Source organism: Klebsiella sp. CN_Kp066 (assembly GCF_040065135.1).
GTDB lineage: Bacteria > Pseudomonadota > Gammaproteobacteria > Enterobacterales > Enterobacteriaceae > Klebsiella > Klebsiella oxytoca.
In genome coordinates this window covers 97538-122426 of sequence record NZ_JBEAIU010000025.1, presented here as the reverse complement: position 1 = coordinate 122426, position 24889 = coordinate 97538, and the positions used below count along the sequence as shown (strand labels likewise).

Annotated in this window: 24 protein-coding genes; 7 read left to right on the top strand and 17 right to left on the bottom strand. The window is 58.9% G+C overall.

The window, feature by feature from the left end; genetic code table 11:
* Positions 1 to 85: 85 nt before the first annotated feature.
* Complete coding sequence (locus tag ABLV75_RS07025; protein WP_004100945.1) at positions 86 to 1177, bottom strand: tartrate dehydrogenase; 1092 nt, start codon at positions 1175 to 1177, stop codon at positions 86 to 88.
* An 82-nt stretch (positions 1178 to 1259) separates the two neighbouring features.
* Between ABLV75_RS07025 and ABLV75_RS07020 the strand changes: the two genes are divergently transcribed.
* Positions 1260 to 2240 (top strand): LysR substrate-binding domain-containing protein, encoded by a 981-nt coding sequence (locus ABLV75_RS07020; protein ID WP_160887672.1) that lies wholly within the window; start codon positions 1260 to 1262, stop codon positions 2238 to 2240.
* Here ABLV75_RS07020 and ABLV75_RS07015 read toward each other — a convergent pair.
* The 4 genes from ABLV75_RS07015 to puuD form a co-directional block, all read right to left on the bottom strand.
* Positions 2237 to 3517, bottom strand: coding sequence for an FAD-binding oxidoreductase (locus ABLV75_RS07015; RefSeq protein WP_004100950.1), 1281 nt, complete (start codon positions 3515 to 3517; stop codon positions 2237 to 2239). The two genes, ABLV75_RS07020 and ABLV75_RS07015, sit on opposite strands and share 4 nt — an antisense overlap.
* Positions 3518 to 3519: 2 nt before the next feature.
* On the bottom strand, positions 3520 to 5007 hold the full coding sequence (gene puuC / locus ABLV75_RS07010) for an aldehyde dehydrogenase PuuC (protein WP_004100952.1): 1488 nt from the start codon (positions 5005 to 5007) through the stop codon (positions 3520 to 3522).
* A gap of 238 nt (positions 5008 to 5245) precedes the next feature.
* On the bottom strand, positions 5246 to 5803 hold the full coding sequence (gene puuR, locus ABLV75_RS07005; RefSeq protein ID WP_004100955.1) for an HTH-type transcriptional regulator PuuR: 558 nt from the start codon (positions 5801 to 5803) through the stop codon (positions 5246 to 5248).
* Positions 5804 to 5828: 25 nt separating this feature from the next.
* On the bottom strand, positions 5829 to 6581 hold the full coding sequence (gene puuD / locus ABLV75_RS07000; RefSeq protein WP_160887670.1) for a gamma-glutamyl-gamma-aminobutyrate hydrolase: 753 nt from the start codon (positions 6579 to 6581) through the stop codon (positions 5829 to 5831).
* A 224-nt stretch (positions 6582 to 6805) separates the two neighbouring features.
* Here puuD and puuA point away from each other — a divergent pair, with 224 nt between their 5' ends.
* Both puuA and ABLV75_RS06990 read left to right on the top strand, forming a co-directional pair.
* On the top strand, positions 6806 to 8224 hold the full coding sequence (puuA, locus tag ABLV75_RS06995) for a glutamate-putrescine ligase (RefSeq protein WP_004100960.1): 1419 nt from the start codon (positions 6806 to 6808) through the stop codon (positions 8222 to 8224).
* A gap of 352 nt (positions 8225 to 8576) precedes the next feature.
* The gene (locus ABLV75_RS06990) at positions 8577 to 9968 is read left to right on the top strand and encodes an APC family permease (RefSeq protein ID WP_004100961.1); all 1392 of its coding nucleotides are present in this window, start codon (positions 8577 to 8579) and stop codon (positions 9966 to 9968) included.
* 122 nt (positions 9969 to 10090) lie between these two features.
* Here the strand turns inward: ABLV75_RS06990 and ABLV75_RS06985 are convergent, their stop codons facing one another.
* Positions 10091 to 10213, bottom strand: coding sequence for a small membrane protein (locus ABLV75_RS06985; protein WP_004100963.1), 123 nt, complete (start codon positions 10211 to 10213; stop codon positions 10091 to 10093).
* 273 nt (positions 10214 to 10486) lie between these two features.
* Here ABLV75_RS06985 and ABLV75_RS06980 point away from each other — a divergent pair, with 273 nt between their 5' ends.
* Both ABLV75_RS06980 and agp read left to right on the top strand, forming a co-directional pair.
* Entirely contained in the window at positions 10487 to 10711 is a 225-nt protein-coding gene (locus ABLV75_RS06980; protein ID WP_004100965.1) for a hypothetical protein, read from the top strand.
* A 137-nt stretch (positions 10712 to 10848) separates the two neighbouring features.
* Entirely contained in the window at positions 10849 to 12096 is a 1248-nt protein-coding gene (gene agp, locus ABLV75_RS06975; protein WP_004100966.1) for a bifunctional glucose-1-phosphatase/inositol phosphatase, read from the top strand.
* 139 nt (positions 12097 to 12235) lie between these two features.
* On the opposite strand, the gene ABLV75_RS06970 is transcribed toward agp, so the two are convergent.
* Entirely contained in the window at positions 12236 to 12463 is a 228-nt protein-coding gene (locus tag ABLV75_RS06970; protein ID WP_004100967.1) for a YccJ family protein, read from the bottom strand.
* Between the two features lie 20 nt (positions 12464 to 12483).
* Complete coding sequence (gene wrbA, locus ABLV75_RS06965) at positions 12484 to 13080, bottom strand: NAD(P)H:quinone oxidoreductase (protein ID WP_004100968.1); 597 nt, start codon at positions 13078 to 13080, stop codon at positions 12484 to 12486.
* Positions 13081 to 13454: 374 nt separating this feature from the next.
* Here wrbA and ABLV75_RS06960 point away from each other — a divergent pair, with 374 nt between their 5' ends.
* The gene (locus tag ABLV75_RS06960; protein ID WP_004100969.1) at positions 13455 to 13628 is read left to right on the top strand and encodes a general stress protein; all 174 of its coding nucleotides are present in this window, start codon (positions 13455 to 13457) and stop codon (positions 13626 to 13628) included.
* Between the two features lie 240 nt (positions 13629 to 13868).
* On the opposite strand, the gene rutG is transcribed toward ABLV75_RS06960, so the two are convergent.
* Genes rutG through rutA form a run of 7 tightly spaced genes read right to left on the bottom strand, consistent with a single transcriptional unit; the run spans position 13869 to position 19290 of the window.
* Positions 13869 to 15191 (bottom strand): pyrimidine utilization transport protein G, encoded by a 1323-nt coding sequence (gene rutG, locus ABLV75_RS06955; protein WP_004100970.1) that lies wholly within the window; start codon positions 15189 to 15191, stop codon positions 13869 to 13871.
* Between the two features lie 21 nt (positions 15192 to 15212).
* Positions 15213 to 15707 (bottom strand): NADH-dependent FMN reductase RutF, encoded by a 495-nt coding sequence (gene rutF, locus ABLV75_RS06950; RefSeq protein WP_004100971.1) that lies wholly within the window; start codon positions 15705 to 15707, stop codon positions 15213 to 15215.
* A gap of 9 nt (positions 15708 to 15716) precedes the next feature.
* Positions 15717 to 16307, bottom strand: coding sequence for a malonic semialdehyde reductase (locus ABLV75_RS06945; protein WP_004100972.1), 591 nt, complete (start codon positions 16305 to 16307; stop codon positions 15717 to 15719).
* On the bottom strand, positions 16304 to 17107 hold the full coding sequence (gene rutD / locus ABLV75_RS06940) for a pyrimidine utilization protein D (RefSeq protein ID WP_004100973.1): 804 nt from the start codon (positions 17105 to 17107) through the stop codon (positions 16304 to 16306). The genes ABLV75_RS06945 and rutD overlap by 4 nt, the downstream gene beginning before the upstream one ends.
* Positions 17104 to 17496 carry a pyrimidine utilization protein C gene (gene rutC, locus ABLV75_RS06935; protein WP_004100974.1) on the bottom strand — a complete coding sequence of 131 codons (393 nt, stop codon included), beginning with the start codon at positions 17494 to 17496 and terminating at the stop codon, positions 17104 to 17106. Before rutC ends, rutD begins: the two co-directional genes overlap by 4 nt.
* Positions 17489 to 18199, bottom strand: coding sequence for a pyrimidine utilization protein B (rutB, locus tag ABLV75_RS06930; RefSeq protein ID WP_004100975.1), 711 nt, complete (start codon positions 18197 to 18199; stop codon positions 17489 to 17491). Before rutB ends, rutC begins: the two co-directional genes overlap by 8 nt.
* Positions 18199 to 19290, bottom strand: a complete 1092-nt coding sequence (gene rutA, locus ABLV75_RS06925) for a pyrimidine utilization protein A (RefSeq protein WP_004100980.1) — start codon at positions 19288 to 19290, stop codon at positions 18199 to 18201. The genes rutB and rutA overlap by 1 nt, the downstream gene beginning before the upstream one ends.
* 284 nt (positions 19291 to 19574) lie before the next feature.
* Between rutA and rutR the strand changes: the two genes are divergently transcribed.
* Positions 19575 to 20213 (top strand): HTH-type transcriptional regulator RutR, encoded by a 639-nt coding sequence (rutR, locus tag ABLV75_RS06920; protein ID WP_004100981.1) that lies wholly within the window; start codon positions 19575 to 19577, stop codon positions 20211 to 20213.
* On the opposite strand, the gene ABLV75_RS06915 is transcribed toward rutR, so the two are convergent.
* Entirely contained in the window at positions 20210 to 20605 is a 396-nt protein-coding gene (locus ABLV75_RS06915) for a lysozyme inhibitor LprI family protein (RefSeq protein WP_004100983.1), read from the bottom strand. The genes rutR and ABLV75_RS06915 overlap by 4 nt on opposite strands.
* A 192-nt stretch (positions 20606 to 20797) precedes the next feature.
* Positions 20798 to 24760 carry a trifunctional transcriptional regulator/proline dehydrogenase/L-glutamate gamma-semialdehyde dehydrogenase gene (putA, locus tag ABLV75_RS06910; RefSeq protein ID WP_004100986.1) on the bottom strand — a complete coding sequence of 1321 codons (3963 nt, stop codon included), beginning with the start codon at positions 24758 to 24760 and terminating at the stop codon, positions 20798 to 20800.
* Positions 24761 to 24889 lie beyond the last annotated feature (129 nt).

The window sequence follows — 24889 nt, the reverse complement described above, 5'->3', positions numbered from 1 at the left end:
TTTCAGCGGGGGCCAGGGCATCGCTGCATAACACGTTGTTTCAGAGACATATCCGTAGCTGCATGAAACTCTCCCGGAGGCGGCGCTACTTTTGTTCAACAATAGCCCGACAAATGGCCTCGCCCACCTGCTGGGTGGAGGCGGTGCCTTTCATATCCGGCGTCTTTGGTCCGCTGGCAATGGTCTGCTCAATCGCCGCGAGAATGCCGTCATGGGCGGCCTGGTAGCGAGCGTCACCGTTGCCGAGGAAGTCGAGCATCATCGCGCCAGCCCAGATGGTGGCAATCGGATTGGCGATATTTTTGCCGTAGATATCCGGCGCCGAACCGTGTACCGCCTCAAACAGCGACGGAAAGGTGCGATCCGGGTTGAGGTTTGCCGATGGGGCAATGCCGATGGTGCCCGTACAGGCCGGGCCGAGATCGGAAAGGATATCGCCGAACAGATTAGAGCCGACCACTACGTCAAAACGCTCCGGCTGCAGCACGAAACGGGCGCACAGAATATCAATATGCTGCTTATCCCATTTCACCTCCGGGTATTGCTGCGCCATCGCTTCGACGCGCTGGTCCCAGAAGGGCATGCTGATGGCGAGGCCGTTAGATTTGGTCGCCGAAGTCAGGGTTCTGCGCGGGCGGCTTTGCGCCAGCTCAAAAGCGTAGCGCAGGATGCGGTCAACGCCGCGGCGGGTAAACACCGACTCCTGAATCACCACTTCATGTTCGGTTCCCGGATTCACATGGCCGCCAAGAGCGGAATATTCGCCTTCGGTGTTTTCACGAACCACGTAGAAATCGATATCGCCGGGCTGTTTACCCGCCAGCGGGCAGGGGACGCCGGGGAACAGGCGCACCGGACGCAGGTTGACGTACTGGTCGAATTCGCGGCGGAACTTCAGCAACGAGCCCCAGAGGGAGATATGATCCGGGACGATATCCGGCCAGCCGACCGCACCGAAATAGATCGCATCAAGGGTTTTCAGCTGCGCGTGCCAGTCCTCGGGCATCATAGTGCCGTGTTGGGCGTAATAATCGCAGCTGGCCCACTCGAAGTGCTCGAAGCTTAACGCCAGCCCCCAGCGTTCGGCGGCGGCCTGCAGTACGCGCACCCCTTCCGGCAGCACTTCTTTACCGATGCCATCGCCGGGGATGGCGGCAATACGTAAGGTTTTATTCATCGTTATTCTCAGTTTGAGGTAAGGAAAATTGACTTCATCTCTATCCTATAATTGACTAATTCATAATTAATCCCGTCAACTGGTGAAACATAAAACACGAATCATGAATAATCTTCCGCTGCTGAACGACTTACGCGTCTTTATGCTGGTAGCCCGCCGCGCCGGTTTTGCCGCCGCTGCGGAAGAGCTCGGCGTCTCTCCGGCATTTGTCAGCAAACGCGTATCGCTGCTGGAGCAAACCCTTAACGTCCAGCTGCTGCACCGCACTACCCGGCGAGTGGCTATCACCGAAGAGGGCGAGCGCATCTACGAATGGGGGCAGCGCATTCTGCAGGATGTCGACCAGATGATGGATGAGCTCTCCGATGTGCGGCAGGTGCCGCAGGGAACGCTGCGGATCATCAGCAGCTTTGGCTTTGGTCGGCGGGTGGTCGCGCCGGCGCTCTCCGAGCTGGCCCGCCGCTACCCGCAGCTGGAGATCCGTTTCGACGTCGCCGACCGGCTGGTAGATTTGGCTAATGAAGGGGTCGATCTGGATATTCGCGTCGGCGACGATATTGCGCCCAACCTGATAGCCCGCCAGCTTGCCAGCAATCATCGCATCCTCTGCGCCTCGCCGGCGTTTGTCGCCCGCCATCCCTCGCCGAAACAGCTGAGCGACCTTGCCGCGCTACCGTGTCTGGTGATCAAAGAGCGCGACCGGCCTTTTGGCGTCTGGCAGCTGCGCGATGATAAAGAAGGTGAGCACGCCATCAAAGTGACCGGGCCGCTGTCGTCAAACCACGGTGAAATCGTCCACCAGTGGTGCCTCGACGGGCAGGGGATTGCGCTGCGCTCATGGTGGGACGTAAAGGAGAATATCGCCAGCGGCAATCTGGTACAGCTGCTGCCGGAGTACTATCAGCCCGCCAATATCTGGGCGGTATACGTGTCTCGGCTGGCGACTTCGGCCAAAATTCGCACCACCGTGGAGTTTTTACGCCACTACTTTCAGCAGCGCTTTCCGCAGCAGTGCGGGGCGGCGATATTGCCGACGGCGGGCGCCGTCGGCCGGGGGGATTAAACGCCGAGCCGATCGCGCAGGCTATAGTAAGCCGCGCCCATGGCGGTAAACGGAATGCGCAGGCTGCGTCCGCCGGGGAACGGGTAGTGCGGCAGCTTCGCGAAGGCGTCAAAACGTTCGGCGTCCCCGCGCAGCAGCTCCGAAATTAGCCGTCCGGCGAGGTGGGTACAGGTGACCCCGTGGCCGCTGTAACCCTGCATATAATAGATATTGTTATCGAGGCGGCCAAACTGCGGCATCCGTGAGAGGGTCAGCAGGAAGTTGCCGGTCCAGCGGTAGTCGATTTTCACCCCCTTCAGCTGCGGGAAGGTTTTCAGCAGCTTCGGCATAATCAATCGCTCAACGTCGTCCGGATCTCGCGCGCCGTAGACCACGCCGCCGCCGTACAGTAGGCGGTTATCGGCGGTCAGACGGTAGTAATCCAGCAGATAGTTACAATCCTCCACGCAGTAATTTTTCGGAATCAGCGAGCGCGCCAGTTCCTCAGACAGCGGTGCGGTGGTGACCACCTGGGTGCCGCACGGCATGCTGCGTTTCGCCAGCTCCGGCTCGATCTTATCGCCGAGATAGGCGTTACCTGCGACGATCACGTAGCGAGCGGTCACTTGTCCGCGCGCGGTGGTCACTACCGCCGGGCTGGTGTGCTGAATGTGGGTAACCGGTGATTGCTCGTACACCCGGCCGCCGTTTAGCCGAATGGCGTCAGCTTCGCCAATCGCCAGGTTGAGCGGATGGATATGGCCGCCGCTGCGATCCAGCAGGGCGCCGGTGTAGCGGTCGCTGTCGACTTCGCGGCGAATAGCGCTGGCATCCAGCAGCTCCAGCTGGGTATTGCCGTAGCGCTCCCAGTTGGCTTTCTGCTCTTCCAGAGTTTCCAGCTGTTTATGATTCATCGCGACAAACAGCCCGCCGGGGCGATAGTCGCAGGCAATCTGATAGCGCTGGATGCGCTCGCGAATAATATCGCCGCCTTCAAACATCATGCTGCCGAGCATTTTCGCCGCGTCCGGGCCGTAGGTTTTCTCGATAACGTCGATATCGCGGCTATAGGAGTTAACTAACTGGCCGCCGTTGCGTCCGCTGGCGCCGAAGCCGATGCGCGCGCCTTCCAGCAGCACCACGTCGTAGCCCATTTCGGCCAGATGCAGCGCCGAAGAGAGGCCGGTATAGCCGCCGCCGACGACGCAGACGTCGCAGCCGATCGTTTCTTCCAGCGCCGGGAACGGTTCATAGCGGTTGGCGCTGGCGGCGTAATAGCTGGTGGTATGTTCGGTCATGATTAAGACTCCAGGGCAATCCAGATAGTTTTCAGTTCAGTGAATTTTTCCAGCGCATGCAGCGACTTATCGCGTCCGTTGCCGCTCTGCTTATAGCCGCCGAACGGCACGGTCATATCGCCATCGTTGTAGTTGTTTACAAAGACGGAGCCGGCTTTCAGACGGCGGCTGATGCGGTGCGCGCGGGAGAGATCGCGGGTCCAGACCGCCGCGCCGAGGCCATAGCGGCTGTCGTTGGCCAGCGCCAGCGCCTGCTCTTCGGTTTTAAAACGGGTGACCACCAGCACCGGGCCGAAGATCTCCTCCTGGCTGAGCGCGGAGGCGGGATCGACGTCAACGAAAATGGTCGGGCCAACCGCCGCGGGCCACGGATTTTTGCGTCCATCCAGCAGCAGCGTGCTATGCGCTTCACCGGCGCGAATAAAGCTGTGGACGCTATCGGCGTGGCTGTTGTCGATCAGCATGCCCATGGCGGTATTCGGGTCGAGCGGATTGCCCGGCTGCCAGCCTTTGGCCTGCTCTTTAAGGAGATCGAGAAACCTGTCGGCAATGCTCTCCTCAAGCAGCAGGCGGGTTCCGGCGATACAGACCTGGCCCTGGTTGTAAAAGATACCGCCGGCGGTAGCGTTAACCGCTTTTTGCAGATCCGGACAGTCGGCAAAAACGATATTGGCGCTTTTACCGCCCGCCTCCAGCCAGACGCGTTTCATATTGCTGTCGCCTGCGTCCTTCAGCAGCTGTTTACCCGTGCGGGTAGATCCGGTAAAGGTAATCACTTCGACGTCAGGATGCTGCGCCAGCGCCTGGCCGGCTTCATGGCCGAAACCGCTCACTACGTTGAACACGCCGTCCGGCAGTCCGGCCTCTTTCGCTAAGCCCGCGAGTCGCAGGGCGCTGAGTGGGGATTTTTCCGACGGTTTGAGCACTACGCTATTACCTGACGCCAGCGCCGGGCCAAGTTTCCAGCAGGCCAGCAGCAGCGGAAAATTCCACGGCACCACCGCCGCAATCACGCCAATCGGTTCGCGGACGATCATAGCCAGTTCGTTGCCGCCGGTAGGGGCAACTTCGCCGTAGACTTTATCGATAGCTTCGGCATACCAGCGAATCGCGCGGGCGGCGCCGGGGATATCGTCGCGCAGGCTGTGACGGATCGGTTTGCCGGTGTCCAGGGTTTCCAGCAGCGCCAGCTCTTCGCAATGGGCCTCCATCAGGTCGGCAAACTTATTCAGGACCGCTTTACGCTGGGCAGGAGAGGCCTGCGACCAGTCGCCGCGCTCGAATGCGCTGCGGGCGGCCTGGACCGCGCGATCGACATCGGCCTTTTTGCCGCGCGCGACTTCGGCGAGCGTTTGCTGGGCGGCAGGGTCGATGGTGGCAAACACGCTGTTATCGGCGGCGGCGCTGTATTCGCCATTAATAAATAACCGCGTTTCAATCGCGATGTTCTTTGCTTTTTCTTGCCAGTAAGCCAGGTTGTGAAAATCCATCATGACTCCTTAATGACGTAATCGGAAAAAAAGTGGTGATTTCAGACCCTCAGGGCGCAGGGCGTCCCCGGGGTTGAGTACCGTTTAAATTGCCCATTAACAGGCGTGAATTATCCGGGGCCAGCGGAATACGTTTTTCCGCATTGCGCAAGGTGAACTGCGTTATCTTCGCGCCGCCGGAATTCACCCCGGGCGGCGCAGGCCTGAAGAAAACCTGAGAAAGGCTCAGGCTAATAAATCAGAAGGTGGTGGGAGTATGGGCGCTGATAATTCGGCAGATACCTGCCGAAGTGTTGCTGAAGCTATGCGGTATGCCGGTGTTAATGGCATAACTTTGCCCAGCCACCAGGTGATACGCCTGACCGTTAATGGTCAACACGACTTCACCCTCCAGTATGGTGCCTATCTCTTCACCCTGATGCTTGATCCTCTCCCCGGTTGTGGTTCCAGGCTGGTACGTTTCAAATATCATCGCCAGCGTGCGGTTCGGATTGCCATTGTGAACCAGCTTCATCGATACCCCCTGGCTGCCGATTTCAATCAGATCGTCCTGATTGATAACCACCTGCGGTTCAGCCGGTTTTTCTGGTTCAGAAAAGAATTCCGAGAGCGACAGCCCGTAGACTTTCAGCAGCTTTTGCAGCGTGCTGATGGCAGGACTGACTTTGTCCTGTTCTATGGTGCTGATGGCACTATGTGTTAACCCAGACAGTTCGGCGGCACGACGCTGTGAGAGACCCAGCTGTTGGCGGATCGCTGACAAACGTTTCCCTGGCGCCAGTCCGTCATCGCTCATATTTGCATTTCCTTAACGGTAGTGGTCAGAGTCGCTGTTTTTCAGCGATATAGTTCTGACAGGCGGTGATAAAACCTTCAAACAACATTCGCGACAGGGCGTATTCGCTACTGTTCCATTCAGGATGCCACTGCACGCCGAGGGCGAAAGGATGGTCGTTAACGCTGACCGCTTCCGCTAGCCCGTCCGGAGAACGCGCTTCCACGCGCAGCCGTGGACCCGTCGTTTTTGCTCCCTGCCCGTGTAACGAGTTTACCCAAAACGTGTTGCAGCCCGGTATTAACTGAGAAAGTAATCCTCCCTCCTGAACCTGAACTTCATGCGAGGGCGCGTATTGCTGCTCGACGGGAAGTTCGGGGTCTTCGCGGTGCTCAAGAAGCTCAGGCTGCTCGAACAGACGACGATACAGAGTCCCGCCGGTGGCGACAACCAGTTCCTGTAGTCCACGGCAGATGGCGAAAATGGGGATGCGCCTTTCGAGCGCGGCGTTAATCAGCGCCATGCTCAGAAGATCACGCCCGGGATCGGCGTCAGGCTCATCGCCGTTTTCACCATAAAGGTGCGGCTGTACGTTGCTCGGGCTACCGGGCAGATAAATGCCGTCCAGTTTCGGCAGTAGCGTAGCAAGCAGTTCCGGCTCGGCCAGCGCGTGCGGCAGGGCAATCGGTACGCCGCCGGCGTGAACAATCGCGTTCAGGTACTTCTCTTGCAGAGTCTGGGTCTGGTGACCCTTAAGCCTGTTTCGGCACATCACTACGCCAATAACTGGCTTGTACATTATATTTTCCATGATCGCCCTCACAAAGTGGACTAAATTATGACCGGGTTAGCGGGTAAAACGGCCATTTCGTTCAATATTTTCTCAATCTAGCAGTGGATATTGCCCTTTGCAAACTTAATTTAACATTTGACAAACAATTTGTTTGCATACACATTCGAAGGGTGGACATTATATTTAACAGTGCAATTCAGGGTCCGAAACTACAACAACGGCGGTGAATCATGGAAACCAATATCGTAGAAGTTGAGAATTTTGTTCAGCAGTCGGAAGAGAGACGGGTCAGCGCATTCACCTGGGAAGTGAAGCGCTACCTTGAGCGTTACCCCAATACGCAATACGTTGATGTGCTGTTAACCGATCTGAACGGCTGCTTCCGCGGTAAGCGGATCCCGGTCTCCAGCCTGAACAAGCTGGAGAAGGGCTGCTATTTCCCGGCTTCGGTATTTGCCATGGATATTCTCGGCAACGTGGTGGAAGAGGCGGGGCTCGGCCAGGAGATGGGCGAACCTGATCGCACCTGCGTGCCGGTGCTGGGAACCTTAACCCCGTCCGCGGCGGACCCGGAATACATTGGTCAGGTTCTGCTGACCATGGTTGATGAAGATGGCGCTCCCTTTGACGTTGAGCCGCGGAACGTTCTGAACCGCCTCTGGCAGCAGCTGCGCCAGCGCGGGCTGTTCCCCGTGGTAGCGGTAGAGCTGGAGTTCTATTTACTTGACCGCAAGCGCGACGCGGAAGGCTACCTGCAGCCGCCTTGCGCGCCGGGAACCGGCGATCGCAATACCCAAAGCCAGGTTTACTCCGTCGATAACCTCAACCATTTTGCCGACGTGCTTAACGATATTGATGAGATCGCCCAGCTCCAGCTGATCCCCGCCGACGGCGCGGTGGCGGAAGCGTCTCCCGGCCAGTTTGAAATCAACCTCCACCATACCGATAACGTACTCGATGCCTGCGATGATGCGCTGGCGTTAAAACGTCTCGTGCGTTTAATGGCGGAGAAGCATAAGATGCACGCCACTTTTATGGCGAAACCCTATGAAGAGCACGCCGGTAGCGGGATGCATATCCACATCAGCGTGCAGAACAACAAAGGCGAGAACGTGCTGGCTGACGCCGACGGTGAAGATTCCGCGATGTTAAAACGCGCGCTCGCCGGGATGATCGATCTGATGCCGGCATCGATGGCGCTGCTGGCGCCGAACGTGAACTCGTATCGCCGTTTCCAGCCGGGAATGTATGTGCCGACCCAGGCGTCGTGGGGGCATAACAACCGGACGGTGGCGCTGCGCATTCCATGCGGCGATCGGCACAACCATCGCGTCGAGTATCGGGTGGCCGGGGCGGATGCCAACCCGTACCTGGTGATGGCGGCGATTTTTGCCGGCATCCTCCACGGGCTGGATAACCCGCTGCCGTTACAGGAAGAAGTGGAAGGCAATGGCCTTGAGCAGGAGGGGCTGCCGTTCCCGATTCGCCAGAGCGATGCGCTGTGGGAGTTTATGCAAAACGACCACCTGCGCGAGCGGCTTGGCGAACGTTTCTGTCACGTTTATCACGCCTGTAAAAATGACGAATTACTGCAATTTGAGCGTCTGATCACAGAGACTGAAATTGAGTGGATGTTGAAAAACGCCTGATTTTCGCCCCGCAAGGGGCGCTTTAGCATTATCACGAGTAGCATCATACGGCCTGAGCGGAGCCTGGTCGGACGTTTTTGCTGGGAGCCCAGCCATTCCCGGATGCCGCGTTAAGGAGCGCAGGCGGCAACGGGGCTTCAGTTAACGACACAGTGTGTAACGAGGTAGGAAATGATGCAGATGTTTAAATATCCGCAGGGAGAAGGGGGCCGTCATGGCCGCATGGAATGCGCCGCTACCGCCGCTCGTCGGTTCTTTTTACCTTTTGATTTGCCATTAACCCCGTTGCGAAGCAGGTTGGTTTCCCGGTCTCTACGACCGCAAGCCCAGGCGTGCAGCGGGGGAAATGGCCATGGCTATTAATCCCTCTCTCGACAACGCCTCCGGAGCGGGAAAACCGCGCCTGCGCAAATCCCTCAAGCTGTGGCAGGTGGTGATGATGGGCCTCGCCTATCTGACGCCGATGACGGTTTTTGATACTTTCGGCATTGTTTCCGGCATCAGCAACGGCCACGTTCCGGCATCCTATCTGCTGGCGCTGGCCGGCGTGCTGTTTACCGCCATCAGCTACGGCAAGCTGGTGCGCCAGTTTCCCCAGGCGGGCTCAGCCTACACCTATGCGCAGAAATCGATCAGCCCGCACGTCGGCTTTATGGTGGGCTGGTCGTCGCTGCTGGATTATCTGTTCCTGCCGATGATCAACGTGCTGCTGGCGAAGATTTATCTTTCCGCGCTGTTTCCGGACGTGCCGCCCTGGGTATGGGTGGTGACCTTTGTCGCGATTCTGACGGCGGCGAATCTGAAAAGCGTCAATCTGGTGGCGAACTTCAACACCCTGTTCGTGCTGGTGCAGATCTCGATTATGGTGGTCTTTATCGTGCTGGTGGTGCAGGGACTGCATAAAGGGGAAGGGGTGGGCACCGTCTGGTCGCTGCAGCCTTTTATCAGCCAGAATGCGCACCTGATCCCGATTATTACCGGGGCGACGATCGTCTGCTTTTCATTCCTCGGCTTCGATGCGGTGACTACGCTCTCCGAAGAGACGCCGGACGCCGCACGGGTGATCCCGAAGGCGATCTTTCTGACCGCGGTCTATGGCGGAGTGATTTTCATTGCCGCTTCGTTCTTTATGCAGCTCTTTTTCCCCGATATCAGCCGTTTTAAAGATCCGGATGCGGCGCTGCCGGAGATTGCTCTCTACGTCGGCGGCAAGCTGTTCCAGTCGATCTTCCTGTGCACGACGTTTGTGAATACGCTGGCCTCCGGCCTGGCGTCGCACGCCAGCGTTTCACGACTGCTGTACGTCATGGGCCGCGATAACGTTTTCCCGGAGCGTATTTTTGGCTACGTCCATCCGAAGTGGCGTACCCCAGCGCTCAACGTGATCATGGTGGGGATTGTCGCGCTGTCGGCGCTGTTCTTTGACCTGGTTACCGCCACGGCGCTGATTAATTTTGGCGCGCTGGTAGCATTCACCTTCGTTAATCTATCGGTGTTCAACCACTTCTGGCGGCGTAAAGGCTTTAACAAAACGTGGAAGGATCGCTTTCACTATCTGCTGCTCCCGATGGTCGGCGCGCTGACGGTGGGGGTGCTGTGGATTAATCTGGAAGCGACATCCCTGACGCTCGGTCTGATATGGGCGGGGCTGGGGTTACTCTATCTGACTTACCTGACCCGCCGTTTCCGTAAACCGCCGCCGCAGTTTGACGGCGCTAAAGCGGAACAGGCCTGGGAATCGTAACCATTTTTTACGTCGACACAAAGGCAGGCGAAAGCGCCTGCCTTCTTTTTTGTCATTCTCGTTTGAAATCAGGCGGTCGGTAAGAAATAGCAGGGGCAAAAGGTAAGAATAGTGAGGATGAATTATTTCTTTTTCTTATGAGTTGGCAGTTGCGCGGAGCGCCGATCTTTGACGTAGGAGACCAGGCTGTAGACCGCGACTCCCAGCAAAACCACCGCGACGATAAAGAGCAGGATACCTGACATAGATTAACCTAATGTTATGTTTAACATGGAGAAAAAATACCGTGATATCGGGATAATAGCATCGGGATATTTCTTAAAGATGACCCGATGAGTCGGACGAGAATAGACAGCCAGCCGAGCAATGAAATTATTATTTACATGAATAAATGTGAAGAGTAAAGCTCGACGGTGATGAAAAAATGAACGGAGTAACACTCGTTTAAGCGAATTTACAGACCACGGCCCGGCAGGTTGCTACCCTTGGCCCGCTTAAATAGGGGGCGAGAGTAATCAATGGTGAATAAGCATATCGTCGGGCTGGCTGGACTGCTGCTGATGGCGACGTCAGCAAGCAGCCTGGCCGATTCCGGCCATCAATCTATCCATGAACGCGTTGTCGAACGGATTTTAAAACCCTGCGAAGGAAAAAAAACCGGAGATAAAGTGGTCATCGTTGACCATCACGGCGGCGAGCATGAGGCTATCTGCACTCTGGCGGCAGTACCGCTGCCGCAGTAATCCTGTTCCCTGATTTTGCGACCCTCGGTCATCGCGGAAAGCGTATTTCTTTCCGTACTTTGCGAGCCATTGCCCGGAAAAATGTCATAAATTTGTCACAATCATGGCGATGATAATCACTGACTGAGGATGAAGGGATGAGAAAAAGTCTACTCGCCGCCGCTGTGGCCGGCGCTGTTTTACTGTCCGCTGGCGTTCAGGCGCAGGAACCGGCCGCACCGGAAGGGTACCAGCTTCAGCAGGTGCTGATCATGAGCCGCCATAACCTGCGCGCGCCGCTGGCGAACAACGGCAGCGTGCTGGAGCAATCCACGCCAAAGTCCTGGCCAGAGTGGGATGTCCCCGGTGGACAGCTGACCACCAAGGGCGGAGTGCTGGAAGTCTACATGGGGCACTATATGCGCGAATGGCTGGCGCAGCAGGGAGTGGTGACCAGCGGCGAATGCCCGCCGGAGAACGCGGTCTACGCCTATGCCAATAGCCTGCAGCGTACCGTCGCCACCGCGCAGTTCTTTATCACCGGCGCGTTCCCCGGCTGCGGCGTGACCGTACATCATCAGGAAAAAATGGGCACCATGGACCCGACGTTTAATCCGGTGATCACCGATGATTCCGCCGCCTTCAGCGAAAAGGCCGTACAGGCGATGGAGAAAGAGCGGCAGGGGATGCAGCTGAGCGAAAGCTATAAGCTGCTGGAGGAGATGACCGACTACCGTAACTCCCCGTCCTGTAAAGAGAAGCAGCAGTGCTCGCTGAGCGACGCGAAAGATACCTTTAGCGCTAAATATCAGCAGGAGCCGGGCGTTTCCGGGCCGCTTAAAGTCGGCAACTCGCTGGTTGACGCCTTTACACTGCAATATTATGAAGGTTTCCCGAAAGACCAGGTGGCGTGGGGTGAAATTAACAGCGATAAGCAGTGGCAGGTGCTGTCGAAGCTGAAAAACGGCTATCAGGACAGTCTGTTTACTTCGCCGGAAGTGGCGCGCAATGTGGCCAAACCGCTGGTGAAATATATTGATAACGTTCTGGTAGGGGACGCGGCGAAGTCGGCGAAAGTGACGCTGCTGGTGGGGCACGACTCTAATATCGCCTCGCTGCTGACGGCGCTGGATTTTAAACCTTATCAGCTGCACAACCAGTACGAACGCACGCCCATCGGCGGCAAGCTGGTGTTCCAGCGCTGGCATGATAAGAGCGGCAATCGTGATTTGATGAAGATCGAGTATCTGTACCAAAGCACCGAGCAGTTGCGTAATGCCGATGCGCTGACCCTGCAATCGCCGCCGCAGCGGGTAACGCTGGCGCTGAACGGTTGTCCTGTGGATGACAACGGCTTCTGCCCAATGGATACCTTTAAAAAGGCGATGGCCGAGGCGACAAAGTAGCAGAGCATAAAAAACCCGGAGCAATCCGGGTCTTGCTGCCGATGTTTAGCCGGGTGTTGTCGCCTGGACTGGCGCAACGCGCCGCCTCCGGGAAGCTCATGCAATAAATCCAGGAGGCGGTACTGCGTACCTGTCCGGGCTACACGTTCTTGCGTTCGATGGTTTGTTCGCCCCAGAACAGCGAGTCTTTGTCGGTTTTGGCGAAGGCGCGGGGCAGGACTTCATCGCTGCCTTCTTCCCAGATTTTCTCCGCCAGCTTTTCATCATAATTGGCGAGTTCAAAAATTGCCTCGGCAATTTCAGGAGATGTATTGCGCAGACTTGCCCATTCACCCACGCGGTGGGCCTTTGCTTCTTGATTCGGCATGCTTTTCCTCCTGCTGAAGATTAACCGTGTAATTTAACTGCCAGACCTGCAACGTGTTGACCCTGATAGCGGGCAATGGCCAATTCTTCTTCACTTGGCTGACGCGATCCGTCTCCGCCGGCAATGGTGGTGGCGCCGTAAGGCGTGCCGCCGCGAACCTGCGAGACATCAAACAGCTCCTGAGCGCCGTAGCCAATCGGCACAATGATCATCCCGTGGTGGGCAAGGGTGGTCCAGGTGGAGGTGATGGTCTGTTCCTGACCGCCGCCGGTACCGGTTGAGCTGAATACGCTGGCCAGTTTGCCGTACAGCGCGCCGGATGCCCACAGACCGCCAGTTTGATCGAGGAAGGTGCGCATCTGCCCGGACATGTTGCCGAAGCGGGTAGGGGTACCAAAGATGATGGCATCGTACTCAGCCAGCTCCTGCGGTGTGGCAACGGGGGCGTTTTGTGTTTTCCCGCCTGCTTTGGCAAAAACCTCTGCCTGCATGGTTTCCGGCACGCGCTTCACGACCACTTCCACGCCATCGACTTTGTTAGCCCCTTCGGCGACGGCATGCGCCATGGTCTCGATGTGTCCGTACATTGAATAATAAAGCACCAGAATCTTAGCCATTTGCATCACTCCTCGGTTGCGTTATGCGCCAGCCAGACGACTGGCTACCTTTAAAGATAAGATCTCTGGCGAAGAGTGCAAATGTAACAATCATTTGTTTGATTTATAACAAAAATGCAAAAAATAGCGGCTGTTGCAAAAAGATACATCTTTGGCGGCGCTATTTTAGGCTGTCATAAGAGTTGCTTAGCGCAGAATGTGCGCCATAGCGGCGGTTGTTATCAGAAATCTATTTCAGGATATGACTATCTGCCTACAGCCGCTTCTGTATTCGCTAACCTTAACAGTACGCGATCGGAAAATGGGATCGCGGAGGCTAAGGCCTTTTGTTTCACCTAATGCAGCATGATGTCTAACCTAAATGGAGGTCAGTAATGGCAAACCATCGTGGCGGTACCGGCAACTTTGCTGAAGACCGTGAAAGAGCATCAGAAGCAGGTCGTAAAGGTGGCCAGCATAGCGGGGGGAACTTTAAAAACGATCCTCAGCGCGCTTCCGAAGCTGGTAAAAAAGGGGGAAAAAACAGTCACGGCAGCCGCGATAGCTAGCGCCGTCCTGATTGTCTGCCGATAGGGGTTAATCTCCAGAGCAAACCCCATCGCCCTCGCCGCCGACGTGTAGTCGGCGGTTTTTTTTATCCCGATGCATGCAGATGCCGCTAAGCGGAAGTAGCCCCCGGCCTGCGGCTAATGCCTTAGCCGGGCTACGGGTTGGCGCTGTTTTGTCGCCCCGGTAAGCGCAGCGCGACCGGGGATTTCCCGGTACGGGTCTGCTGGCGTTGCACGCTTTCATACCGGGGTGACGTTGGTTTGCCCGGCCTCACGCGGACGGCGGTTAAGCAGAGCGTGGAGCAGAATCGCGCCGAAGGTGGCCGTGCCGATCCCGCCGAGGGTAAAGCCACCGAGCGAAAGCGCAAAATCGCCCGCCCCCAGCACCAGCGTCACTGCCACCATAATCAGATTCGCATTCTGGCTCAGATCCACCCGATTCTGTACCCAAATTCGCGCGCCCGCGACGGCAATCAGGCCAAACACCACGATCGATGCGCCGCCGATCACCGGTCCCGGAATGGTATGGATCAGCGCGCCGAATTTCGGTGAAAACCCAAGCAGCATCGCAATCAGCGCCGCCGCGACGAACACCAGCGTCGAGTACACTTTGGTGACCGCCATCACGCCGATATTCTCCGCATAGGTAGTCACGCCGCTGCCGCCAACCGAGCCGGAGAGCATCGTTGCCAGCCCGTCGCCGACGAACGCGCGGCCCATATACGGGTCCATATTGCGCCCGGTCATCCCGGCAACCGCCTTCAGGTGGCCGAGATTTTCCGCCACCAGAATTACCGCCACGGGAGCGATCAGCATCATTGCCTGGCCGTTAAAGGTCGGGGCGGTCAGCTGCGGCAAACCGAACCACGCCGCCTGCGCAAGCAGGCTAAAATCCAGCGGCTTGCCCAGCCCGAGGCCGTTGGCCAGCAGCGCGTAGAGGGCGCAGGCGATAATCAGCCCAACGAGGATCAGCAGCCGCTGCAGCATCCCGCGGGTAAACACTGCCACCAGGCCGATACAGAGCACGGTCAGCACCGCCATCCAGCCGTCGAACGGCGTCGCTGATACGCTGCGAACCGCAATGGGGGCCAGATTAAGACCAATCGCCATCACCACCGCGCCGGTGACCACTGGCGGCATCAGCCGCTCAATCCAGCGGGTACCGAGTTTCATCACTACCAGACCAATCAGGGTATACACCAGTCCGCAGAGGATAATTCCGCCCAACGCGACGCTAAGGTGCGGGTTAAGCCCCTGGCCGTTGAAGCCGGTGACGGCGATGACCACGCCGACAAAGGCGGCGCTGGAACCAAGGTAGCTCGGCACGCGCCCGCCGGTGACCAAAAAGAACAGCAGGGTGCCGACGCCGGACATCAGGATCGACAGGTTAGGATCTAACCCCATCAGGATTGGCATCAGGACGGTTGCGCCAAACATCGCCACCGCGTGCTGAACGCCCATCACCACGGTTTGCCCGACCGACAGCCGTTCATCGGGGGCCACGACGCCGGACGCGGCGGAGGGGGAGGTTAACTGCCAGCGAGGAAAATCGAAGAGAGCCATGATGAGATCCTGGGTTTAGGGTTAACAGGCTGGACGCATCAGCGTGTGGTAGCCGCGATCGAACCACATCAGTCCACGCGGTTCCGGATGGCGAACAATCGCCGCCACTTCGCAAAACAGAATGTCGTGCGTCCCGACGCTGACGATCTGGCTGATGCGGCAGTCGAAGCTGACCAGCGCTGCCTCCAGACGCGGGCAGCCGGTCGCGCCGGTTTGCCAGTCGGCGGCGGCGAAGCGCTCCGCCATCGGCGTTTTACCGCCGAAAAGGTTCGAGAGTCCTTCCTGACCGGCCGCCAGGGTATTAACGCACAGCGCCTGATGCTGGCTGAAGATCGGCCATACCGAGGCTGAACGATTCAGGCAGACCAGCAGCGTGGGCGGCGCGTCGGTGACGCTGCAAACCGCGCTGGCGGTAAATCCTGCGCGGCCTGCGGGACCATCGGTGGTGATAATGTTCACCGCCGCTCCGACGTGGGCCATGGCGTCGCGAAAGCTTTGTTTATCGGCAAGAGACATGCGGGCTCCTTATACCAGCTGGCAGGCATCATCAAAGGACAGACGCGGCAGGCGCGCGTACAGTTTACCGGGATCGCCGTAGCCGATATTAATCAGCAGGTTGCTTTTCCAGGCGCCGTCGGCAAAAAACGCCGCATCGACTTTTTCGCGGTCAAAACCCGACATCGGACCGGTATCCAGGCCCAGCGCGCGGCAGGCGAAAATCAGGTATGCCGCCTGCAATGAGCTGTTGCGAAAGGCGGTCTCCTCCGCCATTTGCGAACTGGAGGTAAACCAGCTGCGGGCGTCGCCGTGGGGGAACAGCTCCGGCAGCCGGTCATAGAACGCGCGGTCCCAGGCGACAATAGCGGTGACTGGCGCCTGCAGGGTCTTCGCGATGTTGCCGCTCGACAGGGCCGGGCGCAGCTTCTCTTTACCTTCCGGGGTGCGGACGAAAACGAAGCGCGCCGGGGAGCAGTTGGCGGAGGTCGGCCCCATTTTCAGCAAGTCGTAGAGTTCGCGCAGCCGCGCGTCGCTGACCGGCTTATCCAGCCAGCCGTTGTGGGTTCGGGCCTCGGTGAACAGCGCGGCGCAGGCGGCAGGGCTAATGGCTTCGCTCATAGGTTCTCCTGGGGTACGGGCAGCATCGCGGCCAGCCCGTCGCATAAAATAGGGTTAAAGGTGGCGCTATCGGTGACGTTGCAGGCGTGGCCGCCCCAGGCCATTTCCACCAGCTGGCTGTCGGGGATTGCCGCCTGCAGCAGGCGGGAGCAGGAGGCCGGGACCAGCAGATCGTCAGCGGCGCTGATAACCAGCGTCGGGCAGGCGATGGCTGCCGCCCGGCGCGAAAAGTCGGCCTGCTTGAGAGCATTCAGCCTTTTCAGCAGATTCTCTTTGCCCTGGAAATGGCTGATGGCGAGCGCGTCTTCGGCCTCCAGACGCGGCAGGCGAGAAGCCATCCACTCCGCCGGATAGAGGAACAGCGGCTGCGCTTCTACCCACGCCTGCGCGCCACCCGCGTGCAGCAGGCGCTCGCGCACCAGGAAGCAGCGGCGGGTATGCGGGGAGAGCGTCAGCCAGCCGTTCACCAGTACCAGGGCGCTTATCGCTTCGGGATGGTCCAGCGCGAGCTGCAGGCCAATCAGCGCCCCCAGGGCGTGGCCGATCAGCGCAAAGCGCCCAATACCCGCCTCCAGCAGCGCCGCGTAGAGCTCCTGCGCCATCTGCGCCATGCTATAGCTGGCGGGCAACGAGCCGCCGTTTTCGCCGGTGCCGTTGTGGTCATAGCTCACCAGCTGGTAGTGCGCTTCCAGCGCCGAACGCTGCGGCAGCCAGTAGCCGCCCGCGCCGCCGAGCCCGGCGCTCAGAACCACCACCGGCGCGCCGGGATAAGGCGCCGGGGAGATATTCAGCTTCATCATGCCGGTTTCCCGATATGGGCGACGGTGGCGATCTCCACCAGCGCTTCGGGCTTCACCAGCCCGCACTGAATGCAGAAACGCGCCGGTTTGTCGCCGGGGAAGAACTCCGCGTAGACTTCGTTAATCGCGGCGTAGTTTTTCCAGTCGGTGATAAAGATGCTGTTGAAGGTCACATCCGCCATACTGCCCCCCGCCGTCTCGATAACGCTCCTGATGGTTTCCAGCACGTGGCGGGTTTGCGCCTTTGGGTCGCCGATGTAAACCACGTTATTTTGCTTATCGAACGGCAGGGTGCCGGAGACGTAAACCACGCCGTCGGCCAGCGTGCCGGGAACAAACGGTGCGATAGGCGCGGTGGTGCCTGGCGGAATAATCACCTGTTTAGGCATAACGTTTCTCCTCGGTAAATGCGTGCGGCGCGGCGGGCTCAAGGGCATTACAGAAGCTGGCGACATCGCTGACCCAGCCAAAGAAGGTTTCGATATTAAACAGCGCCGCCTGCTGGGCAAACGCCGGACCGGCCTGGTGCGTAGCGTCCTCCAGCACGATGCCGAAATATTCGAGGAAAAAGCCGTCGCGCAGGGTTGATTCCACGCAGACGTTGGTGGCGATGCCGGTAAACACCAGATGGCGGATTCCGCGGCTGCGCAGGATGCTGTCGAGCGCGGTATTAAAGAAGCCGCTGTAGCGCGGTTTCGGCAGCACGATATCGCCGGGCTGCGGCTTAAGCTGATCGACCAGCTGATAGTCCCAGCCGCCTTTCGCCAGCAGCTTGCCCTGTAGCTCCGGGTTCTGGCGCATGGTTTTCAGCGCGTTGGATTTATGAAAATTGGGCGAACCGGGGCCGCCGGCCTCCACGTACTGGTCATCCCAGCCGTTCTGAAACCAGATAACCAGCATCCCGGCGGCGCGCGCGGCGGCCACGGCGAGGTTGATATTGTCGATAACCGGTCGGGTGGTGGAAACATCAAAGCCGGCGAGGTCGAGATAGCCGCCCTGGCTGGCGTAGGCGTTCTGCATATCGACGACGATCAGCGCGCTTTGTAGCGGCGCGAAGGTCAGGGATTCCGGGCGAGCGGGCAGGGTAATCATCAGGCAACCTCTTGAGTCATGGTGGCAATATGGTCGCGGCAGCGCATCAGCGGCTGAATGCGCTGTCCAAAGGCTTCGATACCGATAAGGAAATCATCAAACGTCAGCAGCACGCCGTCGGTGCCGGGAACCGCCGCCACCTCGTCGAGCATTCGGGCGACATTGGCGTAGGAGCCCACAAGAGTGCCCATGTTGATATTGACCGCCGAGGTGGGATCGGCCATCTGGCGCACATTGGTGTCGCTGCCGGAACGGGTGTCTTTCTGGCTCTGTTCGGTCAGCCACGCCAGCGCCTCGTCATCCGCGCCGGCTTTGTAATGCTCCCATTTGGCCCGGGCTGCCTCGTCGGTTTCGTCGGCAATCACCATAAACAGGACGTAGGAGCCGACGTCGCGGCCGGTTTTTTCCGCCGCCTGCATCATCCGGGCGGCGGTGGGGGCAAAGGCGGCAGGGGTGTTCACGCCTTTACCGAAGCAGAAGTTATAGTCAGCGTGTTGGGCGGAGAACGCCATACCGGCATCGCTTTGCCCGGCGCAGATGACCTTCATCGGCTGCGACGGCTGCGGGCTGACCCGGCAGTCATTCATGGTGAAGTAGTCGCCTTTGAAGTCGCTGCGCCCGGTTCCCCACAGGTCGCGCAGGACCTGGACATATTCGGTGAGGTAGTCATAGCGGCTGGCAAAATAGTCATCGCCCGGCCAGATGCCCATCTGCTCGTACTCCGGCTTTTGCCAGCCGGTGACCAGATTGACGCCAAAGCGGCCGCCGGAGATAGAGTCAATGGTTGAGGCCATGCGGGCGACGATCGCCGGGGGCAAGGTCAGGGTGGCGGCGGTGGCGTAGATCTGGATGCGTGAAGTCACGGCGGCCAGTCCGGCCATCAGGGTGAAGGACTCCAGATTATGATCCCAGAATTCGGTTTTGCCGCCGAAGCCGCGCAGTTTGATCATCGATAGCGCGAAATCGAAGCCGTAGTGTTCGGCTTTTTGCACGATAGCCTTATTGAGCTCAAACGTCGGCATGTACTGGGGAGCATGGGTGGAAATCAGCCAGCCGTTATTACCAATCGGAACGAAGACACCAATTTTCATACCTACCTCTCTGCATGTCGTTGAACAAGAAGGCGCGGCGCTGCATCCTGCATCTCCCTCAATCACCTCGCCTGAAAGATAAAGCAAAGGCGATGCCAGTTTTACAAAGGCCAATGTTATTAATGTGTTGCGTTATGGTTGCTGAAAATGGCAGCAATAAAAGTGGACTGAATGGTCAAAATCGGTGCACGAAAAAGCCGCAGTCGTGCGCAATCGGGGTGCACAGAGTCGTGCCGGCGCTGGGCTTTTGCTATGCTGATGGCGGGAAAAGAAGGAGATAATGCATGGCACAGGGCGGCGTGAAAAAGATCGGCAAACGTTCACAGGCGGTGAGCGCAAAAAAAGAGGCTATTCTGGCTGCCGCGCTGGACGCGTTCTCGCAGTATGGCATTCACGGCACGCGGCTTGAGCAGGTTGCCGAGCTGGCCGGGGTGTCGAAAACCAATTTGCTCTATTACTACCCCTCGAAAGAAGCGCTGTATATCGCGGTGCTGCAGCAGATCCTGGCTATCTGGCTGGCGCCGCTCAAGGCGTTTCGTGAAGACATCAGTCCGCTGGTGGCCATCGGCGAATATATTCGCCTTAAGCTGGAGGTTTCCCGCGATCACCCGCAGGCGTCAAAGCTGTTTTGTCTGGAGATGCTGCAAGGTGCGCCGCTGCTGATGGGCGAGCTGACCGGCGATCTGAAAGCGTTGGTAGATGAGAAGTCGGCGATTATTTCCGGCTGGGTTGAGAGCGGCAGGCTGGCGCCCGTCGACCCGCAGCATCTGATCTTTATGATCTGGGCGACTACGCAGCATTACGCCGATTTCGCCACTCAGGTTGAGGCGGTAACCGGCGCGACGCTGCGCGATGAGGCGTTTTTTCAGCAAACCGTCGATAACGTCCAGCGGATGATTATCGAAGGGATTCGGGTGCGTTAATTGGCGGGCGGCAGCGGGCAGCTCTGATCGCCATCCTCGCACTGCAGCAGCGAAGCGAGATACGACTCGCGCTCGACGGTTTTATCGGACATGCACTGGTTGATCAGCATCGGCTGTACGCTGCCGCCTTCTGCGCCGGAGGCGAGGAATTGACAGTCGGCGTCGCGCAGGGCAATCCACGTCAGCTGCGCTTTTTTCAGCAGTTCCTGCTGTTTTTCAGAGGCGCGCTTCAGCGCTTCCTGATACGTTTCATTTAATTTTTTGTCGTCAGCCTGGTACTGCTCGGCGGTGCACTGGTTCATTTCCGTTTGATTGCTGGCGTTGCTACATTCGTCCGCCAGCGCATGGGTGCTTGCCAGCAGCGCGGCAAAAGCGAGTAAAGTGCGTTTCATTGGTCAACTCCCATAAAAAAAGCTCCCGTCCGGGAGCCTTAATTAACCACAGCCTGCGTCTGGTGTCATTAGCTGACGTTGTGCCGTCTGCTTTCCCGGGGGCGGCGCGGAGCGCCTTGCCCGGGCTACTGATAGTGCGGGCTGTGGTTGGGTAGCCCGGGTAAGGCATCAGCCGCAACCCGGGAAGCAGGCTTAGCCAATCGTCATCAGGCTGGCGTTGCCGCCGGCTGCGGCGGTATTGACGCTGAGCGAACGTTCAATATAGAGCCGCTCCAGCAGCAGATTGCTCTCGCCGCGGGCGAAGCCCTGCACCGAAACAATCGCACCATCGCGCGCCGCTACCTGTTCACACAGCTCACGCAGCTGATCGGAATCGCCGTGGTAGATAACCGCATCGAAAGGCTCGCTCGCCAGGGTTTCCGCTTTGGCAAAGTGGATCCGTTCGCTGACTTCGCGCGGCAGTTTTTTCGCCAGCTCGCGCTGCAGAGGCGCGTCAGGCCACAGCACTTCGCACCCCACGGCGGTCACGCCCGCCAGCTGGGTGAGCGCGTCCTGCTCGTTATCGGCGACGCACAGCACGCGGTCGCGCGGCATAAAGGTCAGGGTGTTGCGCTCACCGGTTGGGCCCGGAAGCAGACGCTGGGTACCGGCCTGCGCCTGTTCGCTGAACTGTTGGCACAGGGCCTGCAGTTCCGGGCGGTCTTTAGCCCACTGCTGTAACGTGAGCAGCGGTTTCTCCAACAGCGTTTTCAACTGCGCGTCCAGCGGGTACTCCGCATCCTGGCGGGCGAGGGTGATCCCGACGGCGTTCTGCGGCCGGCTGGAGAGCAGTCGGTACAGATACAGCGGGCCGCCGGCTTTTGGACCCGTACCCGATAGGCCCTCGCCGCCGAACGGCTGCACGCCGACCACGGCGCCAACCATATTACGGTTGACGTACAGGTTGCCGACGTTGGCGTTGCCGGTGACCTGGGCGATGGTTTCGTCGATACGGGTATGCACGCCCAGGGTCAGGCCATAACCCGAGGCGTTGATCTGCTCAACCAGCCCGTCCAGCTCGTTGCGGTTATAGCGCACCACGTGGAGCACCGGGCCGAAGACCTCTTTTTTCAGCTCGTCGAAGCTGTCGAGTTCGATCAGCGTCGGTGGAACGAAAGTACCGCTGGTCCACTCGCGCGAATCTTCACTGGTTTCGCGCACCGCCTGGAAGACTTTGCGCCCTTTGGCGCGCAGCGTCTGAATATGGCGCTCAATGTTCTCTTTGGCTTCGGCGTCAATAACCGGCCCGATATCGGTAGTCAGGCGGCCCGGATTGCCCATCCGGCACTCGGCCATCGCGCCGCGCAGCATCGTCAGCGTATGGTCGGCGATATCATCCTGCAGGCAGAGCACGCGCAGCGCAGAGCAGCGCTGTCCCGCGCTGTCGAACGCCGAGGCAAGAACGTCGATCACCACCTGTTCGGTCAGGGCGGAAGAGTCAACGATCATCGCGTTCATGCCGCCGGTTTCAGCGATGAGCGGCGTCGGGCGACCCTGAGCATCCAGGCGGCTGGCGATATTGCGCTGCAGTAGCGTGGCGACTTCGGTTGAGCCGGTGAACATCACGCCGCGAACGCGCTCGTCGGAAGTCAGCGCCGCACCGACGGTTTCTCCGCGGCCCGGCAGCAGTTGAATAACCCCCGGCGGTACGCCCGCTTCCAGCAGGATAGCGACGCCCTGAGCGGCGATCAGCGGCGTCTGTTCCGCGGGTTTCGCCAGAACGGTGTTGCCGGCCGCCAGCGCGGCAGCAATTTGGCCGGTAAAGATTGCCAGCGGGAAGTTCCACGGGCTGATACACACTACCGGGCCGAGCGGACGATGGGTTTCGTTATCAAAATCCGCGCGCACCTGGCCTGCGTAATAGTGCAGGAAATCCACCGCTTCACGCACTTCGGCAATGGCATTGCTGAAGGTTTTTCCCGCCTCGCGCACCAGGATACCCATCAGCGTTGGCATCTGGCCTTCCATCAGTACCGCAGCGCGTTCGAGGATCGCCGCGCGCTCCTGCGGCGGGGTGGCGAACCAGATCGGCGCGTTGTTGACCGCGCTGGTCAGCGCCAGCTGAACTTCAGCCTCGCTGGCTTCGCGCACGTGGCCGACGATATCTTTTGGCTCCGCCGGGTTGATGACTGGCTGCATTTCGCCTTCGGCAACCGGCTGTTCCAGCATCGGCAGCGCCTGCCATTTATGCAGCGCGCTGTTTAAGAGCGAGGAAGAGAGGGAGGCCAGGCGATGCTCGTTGGCCAGATCCAGACCGGCTGAGTTACTGCGCCCCTTGCCGTAGAGATCGCGCGGCAGCGGGATTTTCGGATGCGGCAGGCCAACCTGACCTTCCTGCTGGGCCAGTTTTTCCACGGCGGCGACCGGGTCAGCAACCAGCTCATCCAGCGGCAGGGTGCTGTCGGCGATGCGGTTCACGAACGAGGTGTTAGCGCCGTTTTCCAGCAGGCGACGCACAAGGTAGGCCAGCAGCGTTTCGTGGGTGCCCACCGGCGCATAAATACGGCAGGGACGGTTGAGTTTGCCATCGGCGACTTTGCCGGTCACCTGCTCATACAGCGGTTCGCCCATGCCGTGCAGGCACTGGAACTCATACTGACCGGGGTAGTAGTTTTGTCCGGCGAGCTGATAAATCGCTGCCAGGGTGTGGGCGTTATGCGTTGCGAACTGCGGATAGATCAGGTTCGGCACCGCCAGCAGCTTTTTCGCGCAGGCCAGATAGGAGACATCGGTATAAACCTTGCGGGTATAGACCGGATAGCCTTCGAGCCCGTCCATCTGCGCGCGTTTGATTTCGCTATCCCAGTAGGCGCCTTTTACCAGACGAATCATCAGGCGGCGACGGCTGCGGGTAGCCAGGTCGATCAGGTAGTCAATGACAAACGGGCAGCGTTTCTGATAGGCCTGGATCACAAAGCCAATCCCGTTCCAGCCCGCCAGCTCCGGCTCAAAGCAGAGTTTTTCCAGCAGATCGAGCGAGATCTCCAGACGATCGGCCTCTTCGGCGTCAATGTTGATACCGATATCGTACTGGCGCGCCAGCAGGGTTAGCGATTTCAGGCGCGGGTAAAGCTCATCCATCGCGCGATCGTACTGGGCGCGGCTATAGCGCGGATGCAGCGCGGAGAGTTTAATCGAAATGCCCGGCCCTTCATAAATACCCCGGCCGTTCGAGGCTTTGCCTATGGCATGAATAGCCTGCTGATAGGAAACCATATAGGCCTGGGCATCGTCGGCGGTCAGCGCCGCTTCTCCCAGCATATCGTAGGAGTAGCGGAAGCCTTTGTCTTCCAGCTTGCGGGCATTGGCCAGCGCTTCGGCGATGGTTTCGCCGGTGACGAACTGCTCGCCCATCAGGCGCATCGCCATATCGACGCCTTTACGAATCAGCGGTTCGCCGCTCTTGCCGATAATACGGTTCAGCGAACGCGACAGGCTGGTTTCGTTATGGGTTGAGACCAGCTTGCCGGTAAACAGTAGCCCCCAGGTGGCGGCATTGACGAACAGCGAGGGGCTGCGGCCGATATGCGATTGCCAGTTGCCGTTGCTGATTTTGTCGCGGATCAGGGCATCGCGGGTGGCTTTGTCGGGAATGCGCAGCAGCGCCTCCGCCAGGCACATCAGGGCCACGCCTTCCTGCGACGAGAGCGAGAACTCCTGCAGCAGGCTCTGCACCATTCCTGCGCGGCCGCTGGCGGTTTTCTGGTTGCGCAGCTTCTCCGCCAGCTGATATGCCAGCTTGTGGGCCTGCTCGCCGAGATTCTGCGGCAGGCGAGCCTGCTCCAGCAGCATCGGCACGGCGTCGGTTTCGGCCCAACGCCAGGCGGCGGTAATTGACGCGCGGGAGACGGACTGCGGCAGGATCTGCTCAGCGAATTCGAGGAACGGCTGCCAGGGCTCATCGCCCGGACTGCCCGTTTCATCGCTTTCGTTAGCCGCGCCGGAAAGTAACGCCGGTAGCTCAGGCAGCGTCTCGTCGTTTTCCAGCTTTTCCAGATAATTGAAAATGGCCTGCTTAATCAGCCAGTGCGGCGTACGGTCAATACGGCTCGCCGCGGATTTAATACGTTCGCGCGTCGCGTCGTCAAGTTTTACACCCATGGTGGTGGTGCCCATGTCAGGAACTCCTGTTATTGGTCATTCGCTTTATCCTTCAACCCGCCTCTTTATTGGCTGCATTACCACGCTCCGGCCACAAGGTTAACTATGTCGCCGGATGCTGATAAATTTGCCGCCCGGACGCCG

Excerpts from the sequence above, each read along its gene's own strand:
- ABLV75_RS07025 (WP_004100945.1), bottom strand. The coding sequence starts at position 1,177 with ATGAATAAAACCTTACGTATTGCCGCCATCCCCGGCGATGGCATCGGT.
- ABLV75_RS07015 (WP_004100950.1), bottom strand. The coding sequence starts at position 3,517 with ATGACCGAACATACCACCAGCTATTACGCCGCCAGCGCCAACCGCTAT.
- puuC (WP_004100952.1), bottom strand. The coding sequence starts at position 5,007 with ATGGATTTTCACAACCTGGCTTACTGGCAAGAAAAAGCAAAGAACATC.
- puuR (WP_004100955.1), bottom strand. The coding sequence starts at position 5,803 with ATGAGCGATGACGGACTGGCGCCAGGGAAACGTTTGTCAGCGATCCGC.
- puuD (WP_160887670.1), bottom strand. The coding sequence starts at position 6,581 with ATGTACAAGCCAGTTATTGGCGTAGTGATGTGCCGAAACAGGCTTAAG.
- puuA (WP_004100960.1), top strand. The coding sequence starts at position 6,806 with ATGGAAACCAATATCGTAGAAGTTGAGAATTTTGTTCAGCAGTCGGAA.
- ABLV75_RS06990 (WP_004100961.1), top strand. The coding sequence starts at position 8,577 with ATGGCTATTAATCCCTCTCTCGACAACGCCTCCGGAGCGGGAAAACCG.
- ABLV75_RS06985 (WP_004100963.1), bottom strand. The coding sequence starts at position 10,213 with ATGTCAGGTATCCTGCTCTTTATCGTCGCGGTGGTTTTGCTGGGAGTC.
- ABLV75_RS06980 (WP_004100965.1), top strand. The coding sequence starts at position 10,487 with ATGGTGAATAAGCATATCGTCGGGCTGGCTGGACTGCTGCTGATGGCG.
- agp (WP_004100966.1), top strand. The coding sequence starts at position 10,849 with ATGAGAAAAAGTCTACTCGCCGCCGCTGTGGCCGGCGCTGTTTTACTG.
- ABLV75_RS06970 (WP_004100967.1), bottom strand. The coding sequence starts at position 12,463 with ATGCCGAATCAAGAAGCAAAGGCCCACCGCGTGGGTGAATGGGCAAGT.
- wrbA (WP_004100968.1), bottom strand. The coding sequence starts at position 13,080 with ATGGCTAAGATTCTGGTGCTTTATTATTCAATGTACGGACACATCGAG.
- ABLV75_RS06960 (WP_004100969.1), top strand. The coding sequence starts at position 13,455 with ATGGCAAACCATCGTGGCGGTACCGGCAACTTTGCTGAAGACCGTGAA.
- rutG (WP_004100970.1), bottom strand. The coding sequence starts at position 15,191 with ATGGCTCTCTTCGATTTTCCTCGCTGGCAGTTAACCTCCCCCTCCGCC.
- rutF (WP_004100971.1), bottom strand. The coding sequence starts at position 15,707 with ATGTCTCTTGCCGATAAACAAAGCTTTCGCGACGCCATGGCCCACGTC.
- ABLV75_RS06945 (WP_004100972.1), bottom strand. The coding sequence starts at position 16,307 with ATGAGCGAAGCCATTAGCCCTGCCGCCTGCGCCGCGCTGTTCACCGAG.
- rutD (WP_004100973.1), bottom strand. The coding sequence starts at position 17,107 with ATGATGAAGCTGAATATCTCCCCGGCGCCTTATCCCGGCGCGCCGGTG.
- rutC (WP_004100974.1), bottom strand. The coding sequence starts at position 17,496 with ATGCCTAAACAGGTGATTATTCCGCCAGGCACCACCGCGCCTATCGCA.
- rutB (WP_004100975.1), bottom strand. The coding sequence starts at position 18,199 with ATGATTACCCTGCCCGCTCGCCCGGAATCCCTGACCTTCGCGCCGCTA.
- rutA (WP_004100980.1), bottom strand. The coding sequence starts at position 19,290 with ATGAAAATTGGTGTCTTCGTTCCGATTGGTAATAACGGCTGGCTGATT.
- rutR (WP_004100981.1), top strand. The coding sequence starts at position 19,575 with ATGGCACAGGGCGGCGTGAAAAAGATCGGCAAACGTTCACAGGCGGTG.
- ABLV75_RS06915 (WP_004100983.1), bottom strand. The coding sequence starts at position 20,605 with ATGAAACGCACTTTACTCGCTTTTGCCGCGCTGCTGGCAAGCACCCAT.
- putA (WP_004100986.1), bottom strand. The coding sequence starts at position 24,760 with ATGGGCACCACCACCATGGGTGTAAAACTTGACGACGCGACGCGCGAA.